The 7160-nt window shown below is 68.7% G+C and carries 7 protein-coding genes and 1 tRNA gene; 3 read left to right on the plus strand and 5 right to left on the minus strand.

The window, feature by feature from the left end; all coding sequences use genetic code 11:
- Nucleotides 1–33: 33 nt before the first annotated feature.
- Nucleotides 34–105: transfer RNA gene (locus Q0Z66_RS11620), tRNA-Gln, on the minus strand.
- Between the two features lie 76 nt (nt 106–181).
- Between Q0Z66_RS11620 and Q0Z66_RS11625 the strand changes: the two genes are divergently transcribed.
- The gene (locus Q0Z66_RS11625; RefSeq protein WP_298041307.1) at nt 182–676 is read left to right on the plus strand and encodes a MarR family transcriptional regulator; all 495 of its coding nucleotides are present in this window, start codon (nt 182–184) and stop codon (nt 674–676) included.
- A gap of 17 nt (nt 677–693) precedes the next feature.
- Nucleotides 694–1611, plus strand: a complete 918-nt coding sequence (locus tag Q0Z66_RS11630) for a pseudouridine synthase (protein WP_298041309.1) — start codon at nt 694–696, stop codon at nt 1609–1611.
- A gap of 12 nt (nt 1612–1623) precedes the next feature.
- Here Q0Z66_RS11630 and Q0Z66_RS11635 read toward each other — a convergent pair whose 3' ends face one another.
- Genes Q0Z66_RS11635 through rsmA form a run of 4 tightly spaced genes read right to left on the minus strand, consistent with a single transcriptional unit; the run spans nt 1624 to nt 6364 of the window.
- Entirely contained in the window at nt 1624–3429 is a 1806-nt protein-coding gene (locus tag Q0Z66_RS11635) for an ABC-F family ATP-binding cassette domain-containing protein (RefSeq protein ID WP_298041311.1), read from the minus strand.
- A 49-nt stretch (nt 3430–3478) separates the two neighbouring features.
- A complete protein-coding gene (locus tag Q0Z66_RS11640; protein WP_298041313.1) occupies nt 3479–4414 on the minus strand; it encodes a 4-(cytidine 5'-diphospho)-2-C-methyl-D-erythritol kinase in 936 nt (311 codons plus the stop codon).
- Between the two features lie 24 nt (nt 4415–4438).
- Nucleotides 4439–5506: an L-glyceraldehyde 3-phosphate reductase gene (mgrA, locus tag Q0Z66_RS11645; RefSeq protein WP_298041315.1), complete on the minus strand. Its 1068-nt coding sequence runs from the start codon at nt 5504–5506 to the stop codon at nt 4439–4441.
- A 9-nt stretch (nt 5507–5515) separates the two neighbouring features.
- On the minus strand, nt 5516–6364 hold the full coding sequence (rsmA, locus tag Q0Z66_RS11650; protein ID WP_298041319.1) for a 16S rRNA (adenine(1518)-N(6)/adenine(1519)-N(6))-dimethyltransferase RsmA: 849 nt from the start codon (nt 6362–6364) through the stop codon (nt 5516–5518).
- Between the two features lie 69 nt (nt 6365–6433).
- Between rsmA and Q0Z66_RS11655 the strand changes: the two genes are divergently transcribed.
- Nucleotides 6434–7141: a potassium channel family protein gene (locus Q0Z66_RS11655; protein WP_298041321.1), complete on the plus strand. Its 708-nt coding sequence runs from the start codon at nt 6434–6436 to the stop codon at nt 7139–7141.
- Nucleotides 7142–7160: the final 19 nt, after the last annotated feature.

Below are 7160 nucleotides of genomic sequence, written 5' to 3' on the forward strand. Positions count from 1 at the left end.
AGCACGATGATCGCGAGTCTGTTCTCCGTCATGCTCCGCCGCCAGGACTCGAACCTGAACCTCACAGCTCCAAAGGCTGTCGTGCTGCCATTACACCACGGCGGACCGCAGCCGCAGGGGCTGCCTGACAAGTCTGCCACGTCCGGCGGCGAGGCTCGTGCCGCTGGCCGATAATGGGAGCATGAGCGATGCAGATGAGGTCGACCGAATCGTCGGCGCTTGGAACACCCAGCGTCCCGATCTGGACTTCTCCCCGCTCGAGATCCTCTCGCGCATGGACCGCCTCTCCAAGCACCTCGACCGCGCCCGCCGCGAGGTATTCCGCCGCAGCGATATCGAGCACTGGGAGTGGGATGTGCTTTCGGCGCTGCGGCGCGCGGGAGATCCGTTCCAGCTCTCCCCCAAGCAGCTCCTGCAGCAGACGCTCGTCTCCAGCGGCACCATGACCAATCGCATCGACCGCCTCGTGGGACGCCGCTTCGTGCGCCGGGTCTCGGATCCGGACGATGGGCGCAGCGTGCTGGTCACGCTGACCGACGACGGACGGGTGCGGGTGGATGCCGCGATCACCCGCCTCGTCGATGTCGAGGCCGAGCTGCTGCGGGGTCTATCGCGCGGCGACCGCGAGCGGATGGCTTCGCTGCTGCGCAAGCTCAGCCTGAGCTTCGATTCCTGAGGGCGGCGACGATGGCGATGCCCTCTCCCCTGCCCGTGCGCGATGGCGTGGGCGCCACGCGGCTGCATGTGCCGTTGAGCGGCCCGTGGCCGACCGTGAGCGCCTATATGGTCGAGCGATTCTTCCACCTGGACCCCGAGCGTCTGCTCGCGCGGTTCGACGCGGGCGAGATCATCGCCGCCGACGGCTCCGCGCTGTCCCGCCACACCGCCCTCGGCGACGAGGAGTTCGTCTGGTACTACCGGGAGCCGCCCGTCGAGGTCGAGATCCCCTTCGAGATCGAGGTGCTGCACCAGGACGAGCACCTCGTCGTGATCGACAAGCCGCATTTCCTCCCGTCGACGCCCGCGGGCAAGTATGTGCAGAACTCGGCCCTCGTGCGTCTGCGTCGTCTGCTCGACAACCCCGATCTCGCACCGATCCATCGCCTCGACCGTGCGACGGCGGGCCTGCTCATGTTCTCATCGCGACCGGCTACCCGCGGCAAGTACCAGATGCTGTTCCAGAACCGCGAGATCGAGAAGGTCTACGAGGCGGTCTCCGCACGTCCGGCCGAGTGGACGCCGACCGAGTTCCCCCGCACGGTGCGCCTGCACATCGAGAAGCTGCGCGGGCAGGTGTGCGTGCAGGTCGATGCCGAGCGCGAGGCGAACTCCGAGACGCTCATCGAAGTGATCAGCGCCGATGATGACGTGGTGCACACTCTCCTGCGCCCACATACCGGCAAGATGCACCAGTTGCGGGTTCATCTCGCGAGCATCGGCCTCGGCATCCTGCACGACAACCTCTACCCGATCCTCACGGATGAGAAGCCCGACGACCACGAGCGGCCTCTGCAGCTGCTCGCCCGCGAAGTGCGCTTCGTCGACCCGATCAGCGGCGAGCAGCGCTCGTTCGCCACCCGCCGAAGCCTCGGCTTCGCCTCGGAGCGCTGATCCCCGCCCTGTTCAGCCGATCTGCTCGCTGAGCTCCAGCCACTGCATCTCGAGCTCGTCGACCTCGTCCTGCAGCGCCGAGATCTTCGCCATCTCGACGCCGAGCCCCTGATAGTCGGACTGGTCGTGATCGGCGAGCGCGAGCTTGGCCCGCTCGATCTGCTGCGTCAGCTTCTGGATCTTCCGCTCGATCGCCGAGACCTCCTTCTGCGCGGCGCGCAGCGCGGCCCCGTCCAGCCCGGAGGGTGTGGCCGGAGCATCCGAACCGCGCGGCGCCGACGGCGCGGCACCGCCCTTCTGCTCGGTCTCGCGCAGACGCAGGTACTCGTCGATGCCGCCCGGGAGGTGGCGCAGTCGCCCGCCCATCACGGCGAACTGCTGATCGGTGACGCGTTCGAGGAAGTACCGGTCGTGGCTGACGACGAGGAGCGTTCCCGGCCAGGAATCGAGGAGGTCCTCGATGGCGGCGAGCATGTCGGTGTCCATGTCGTTCGTCGGCTCGTCGAGGATGAGCACGTTGGGCTGATCGAGCAGCACGAGAAGCAGCTGCAGGCGGCGCTGCTGACCGCCGGAGAGGTCCTTGACGGGGGTGGACAGCTGCGCCGAGGTGAACCCGAGCCGCTCGAGCAGCTGTCCGGGGGTCAGCGACTGGGCCTTGGACCCGGTGCCGAAGGTGTACTCGGTGCGCAGCCCCTCGATGACCTTGCGCACCGGCTGATCCCAGTGCGGGAGCAGCTCGTCGATGCGCTGGGTGAGCGTCTTGACGCGCACGGTGGTGCCGCGCTTGACCCTGCCACTGGTCGGCTCGATGACGCCGGAGACGAGGCCCAGCAGCGTCGATTTGCCTGCGCCGTTGACGCCCAGGATGCCGGTGCGCTCGCCGGGCGCGATGCGCCACTCGACGTCGCGGAGAACTTCGCGATCGCCGTAGGTCACGCCGGCGTCGAGCAGGTCGACGACGTCTTTGCCGAGGCGCGAGACGGCCAGGGACTGCAGCGAAGTCTTGTCTCGGATCTCGGGCACATCGGCGATGAGCTCGTTGGCCGCGTCGATGCGGAACTTGGGCTTGGCCGTGCGGGCCGGGGCCCCGCGGCGCAACCAGGCGAGCTCCTTGCGCGCCAGGTTCTGTCGCTTCGCCTCGGTGGCGGCCGCCATCCGGTCGCGCTCCACACGCTGCAGGATGTAGGCCGCGTAGCCTCCCTCGAAGGGCTCGACGATGCGATCGTGCACCTCCCACGTCTCGGTGCAGATCTCGTCGAGGAACCAGCGGTCGTGCGTGACGACCATGAACGCGCCGGAAGAGGGCGACCAGCGCTTCTTCAGATGCCCGGCGAGCCACGTGACCGCCTCCACGTCGAGATGGTTCGTCGGCTCGTCGAGCGCGATGACGTCCCAGTCCTGCACGAGCAGCGCTGCCAGCGCGACGCGACGGCGCTGACCACCCGAGAGCCCCTCGACCGGCGCCTCCCAGTCGAGGTCCGCGAGCAGGCCCTGGATGACGTCGCGCACGCGCGCATCGCCCGCCCACTCGTACTCGGGCATATCGCCGACCACCGACTGTGCGATCGTCAACGAGTCGTCGAGCACATCGGCCTGGTCGAGCACGCCGATGCGTGTGCCCGCGCGCACCGTGACGCGTCCGGCATCCGGCTGCTTGCGCCCGGCGAGCATCGCGAGCAGGCTCGACTTGCCGTCGCCGTTGCGGCCGACGATGCCGATGCGGTCGCCCTCCTCGATGCCGAGGGTGACCGAGTCAAAGACGACTTTGGTGGGGTATTCGAGGCGGAGGCCCTCGGCCCCGAGAAGATGTGCAGCCATGTCTCCCCCAGCGTACGCGACGGGCGGCACGCGCCCGGGGTCCGAGCGCTCAGACGGAGATGATTCGAGCCCCGGGCACCGGCCCGTGCACGTGCAGCGCGGTGCGACCGGCGGCCTGCATCTCGCGCTGCAGGTACTGGGCGCTCTCGGGGGTCTCGCACAGGAACGCGACCGTGGGCCCCGATCCCGAGACGATCCCGCTGAGCGCCCCGGAGGCAAGGCCCGCGCCGAGCGTCTCGTCAAGATCGGGCCGCTCCAGGAGGGCAGCGACCTCGAGGTCGTTGAACATGCTGGCCGCCAGCGAGTGCGCATCTCCCGCGCGCAGCGCCTGGAGCACGGGCACCGGGACCTCCAGTGAGAGCGGCGGGTCATCGGCCAGGGCCGCCCCTGCGGCGCGATGCCGGTCGAGTCGGCCATAGACCGCGGGGGTCGACAGCCCCTGCTCGCTCGTCACCAGCACCCAGTCGAAGCGGCCGTGCGCCAGCGCCGGATTCAACTGGTCTCCCCGCCCTGTTCCCACGGCCGTCCCGCCGTGCAGGGCGAACGGGACATCCGCGCCGAGACGGGCCGCCAGCTCATGCAGCTCCTGGATCGACAGCGCCGTGCCCCACAGGGCATCGCAGGCCACGAGCGCAGCCGCGGCATCCGCCGACCCGCCGCCCATGCCCCCGGCCACCGGAACACTCTTGCGGATATCCAGGTGCACACCGCCGGTGAAGCCCGTGGCCGCGGCGAGCATCTTCGCCGCGCGCATCGCGAGGTTGCGGTCGTCCAACGGCACATCCGAGGCATCCTCGGAGCCCGAGACGGAGACCGAGAAGGAATCGCTCGCCGTGGCGAAGACGTCCTCATACAGCGAGACCGCCTGGAAGACCGTCGCCAGGGCGTGGTAGCCGTCGTCGTGGCGCGCGCCGACGCCGAGGTAGACGTTGATCTTCCCCGGTGCGCGCACGTGCACGGTCGAGGGGAAGGCGGCGAGGCTCATGATCTGCTCGTCTCGGTCAGCGCGTCACAGGGACGACGACGGAGCCCACAGGTTCACGTCGATGCCGGTGGAGAGCGCATCGATTCCCGCGAGCTCCTCGGGGGTGAAGGCCGGACCGCCCACCGCCGCGATGTTCTCGTCGATCTGCTCGGGACGCGATGCGCCGATGAGCGCCGAGACGACCACCGGGTCGCGCAGCACCCACTGCAGGGCCATCTGCGCCAGCGACTGCCCCCGCCCCGCGGCGATGTCGTTCAGACCGCGCAGGATCCGCAGCCCGTCCGCCGACAGGGGGCGATCCGACAGCGAGCGGCGCTTCTGCGCCCGCTCGGCCGTGCCGTCGCCGAGGTACTTGCCGGTCAGCAGGCCCTGGGCGAGCGGCGTGAAGGCGATCGCCCCCAGCCCCTCCTCGCGCAGGGTGCCGGTGAGGTCGGGCTCGATCCACCGGTTGAGGATCGAGTAGGACGGCTGGTGGATGATCAGCGGGGTGCCGAGTTCCTTCGCCACCGCGGCCGCAGCGGCGGTGCGCTCGGCGCTGTAGGACGAGATGCCGACGTAGAGGGCCTTGCCCTGCCGCACAAGGGTGTCGAGCGCTGCGACCGTCTCCTCGATCGGCGTCACCGCGTCGACGCGGTGCGAGTAGAAGATGTCGACGTAGTCGAGCCCCATGCGCGTCAACGACTGCTCCGCGCTGGTGAGGATGTACTTGCGGCTGCCGCGGTCGCCGTAGGGTCCGGGCCACATGTCGTATCCGGCCTTCGAGGAGATGATCAGCTCATCGCGATAAGGGCGGAAGTCCTCGGCGAAGATCCGGCCGAAGTTCTTCTCGGCCGAGCCGTAGGGCGGGCCGTAGTTGTTGGCCAGGTCGAAATGTGTAATGCCCCGGTCGAAGGCGTGCCGCAGCAGCGCCCGCTGGTTGTCGATCGGGATGTTGTCGCCGAAGTTCCACCACAGGCCGAGCGAGATGGGCGGCAGGTATAGACCGGATGTGCCGACCTGGCGGTATTCGAACTGCGCGTAGCGGTCGTCCTTCGCCGTGTAGGGGCGGTGGATGTCGAGGACGTCGGGGCTGAAGCGCGGCGATTCGGTCACGCCTCCAGATTAGCCCCGAAGCGTCAGAGCGATGCGCACGAAGTCATCGACCGTCAGCTGCTCGCCACGGGCCGTCGGGGCGACGCCCGCAGCCTCGAGGACGGCGGATGCCTCGGCGGCCGTTCCGCCGAGAACACCGGCGAGCGCCTGGCGGAGCATCTTGCGGCGCTGCTGGAACGCGGCATCCACGATGCGGAACGTCTCGCGGCGCAGATCTTCGTCGCCACGGGGCGTCTCGTCGCGTTCGAAGGCGACGAGCACACTGTCGATGTTCGGCACGGGCCAGAAAACCTGCCGGGAGATGTTGCCCGCCAGCCGCCACGGGCCGTACCAGGCGGCCTTCACGCTCGGGGCCCCGTATACCTTGCTGCCGGGAGGGGCGGCGAGGCGCTCACCGACCTCGGCCTGCACCATGACGACACCGCGGGTGATGTTCTCGAAGGTCTCCATGAAGTGCAGCAGCACCGGCACCGAGACGTTGTAGGGCAGGTTCGCGACGAGCACCGTCGGGTCTCCGGGCAACTCGGTCACCCGCAGGGCATCGTGGTCGACGACCGTCAGCGCCCCCTCCGGCACACCGTGGTCGAGGGCGGTCTGCGGCAGGCGCGCGGCGAGGCGGTGATCGATCTCGACGGCCGTCACCGACGCACCGGTCTCGAGGATCGCGAGCGTCAGCGATCCGAGCCCGGGCCCGACCTCCACGACGCGCTCCCCCGCCTGCACACGTCCGACGTGCACGATCTTGCGCACGGTGTTCGCATCGACGACGAAGTTCTGGCCGAGTTTCTTCGTCGGAGTGACGTCGAGCTCGGCGGCGAGGGTGCGGATCTCGGAAGCGCCGAGGAGTGTGACGGTCATGCTTCTATTCTCCCCTACGACCAGAAGGGCGAGCGGATGCCCACCCTCGGCCCGTGTCATGATCGGAGCATGACGAGTGAAACACCTCCTGCGCCGCGCGGTCTGGCCCGTGTCTCGGTCTGGGAGGAACGCACCGCCTGGCCCCTGTTCGCCGGATCCATCGTTTTCCTCGCCACGCTCACGTGGGTCTGGGTCGACGAGCCGCCGGGGCAGCCGCTGCTCTCCCTCGCGCTGGGCACGCTATCCCTGCTGTGGGCGTGGTTCCTCGTCGACTATCTGATCCGACTGGTCCTCGCCCGAGGATCGCGTCGAGAGTTCGTGCGCACCAGAGCGTTCGACTTGGCGAGCGTACTCCTGCCGTTCCTGCGGCCCTATCTCATCCTCGTGTTCATCTGGCGTCTGCCGATTTTCTACTATGGCAAGCCGCGACTGCAGCGCATCCGGTACGTCGTGACCACGGTCCTGTTCGCGTTCATGTTCGTGTACACGTCCTCGTACGGGGTGTGGCGTGCCGAACGCCATGCTCCGGGCGCGACGATCGTGGACTTCGGCGACGCACTGTGGTGGGGTTTCACCACCATCACGACCGTCGGTTACGGAGACTACGCACCGGTGACCGTGCTGGGTCGGGTACTCGCCGTGGGGCTCATGATCGGCGGCATCGTCATCATCGGCGTCGTGACCGCGACGCTCATCTCCGACCTGACCGACCGCATCCGCGCAGCCGCGCACATGCCGCCACTCACGGATGACGAGAAGCTTCCGTCCGCTGACTGACGAACCCGGCCGCGATCAG

The sequence above is a fragment of the uncultured Microbacterium sp. genome (assembly GCF_947632095.1).
In the GTDB taxonomy this organism is placed as follows: Bacteria; Actinomycetota; Actinomycetes; order Actinomycetales; family Microbacteriaceae; genus Microbacterium.